Origin of the sequence: Streptomyces sp. WM4235, from assembly GCF_001279725.1 — a bacterium.
Taxonomy (GTDB): domain Bacteria; phylum Actinomycetota; class Actinomycetes; order Streptomycetales; family Streptomycetaceae; genus Streptomyces.
This window is the reverse complement of sequence record NZ_LGDE01000331.1, coordinates 1-361: the sequence shown is the minus strand read 5'-3', so window position 1 is coordinate 361 and position 361 is coordinate 1. Positions and strand designations below refer to the sequence as shown.

1 pseudogene is annotated in these 361 nt (G+C 76.7%); it reads right to left on the bottom strand.

Going from position 1 to position 361, the window contains the following annotated elements:
• Positions 1-102: 102 nt before the first annotated feature.
• A pseudogene (locus tag ADK55_RS21025) lies at positions 103-361 on the bottom strand (C4-dicarboxylate transporter DctA); the annotation flags it as partial.

The window sequence follows — 361 nt, the reverse complement described above, 5'->3', positions numbered from 1 at the left end:
CCGCCGGCCCTCCGGGCACGGGGGGAGCGGCGGGCGGCGCGTGCGCCGGCCCCGGGGGAGGGGCGGCGTCGCGCCGGGCCCACCCCCTCACGGGCGTTCCGGTCAGACCGGGACGCCGTCCTTGTCGCCGGCCGACTGGACGGGCACGGCGGCCGGTTCCCCGGCGGGATCCGTCGCGTGCACGTCGTCGACCAGCGTGGTCTCGTCGAAGGGGAGGCGACCCGCGAGGACTTCGGTCGCGCGCTCGCGGTCGAACTCCTTGGTCCACGTCCCGATCAGCACCGTCGCGACGGCGTTGCCCGCGAAGTTGGTGAGGGCCCGGGCCGCGCTCATGAACCGGTCGATGCCCACGATCAGTCCG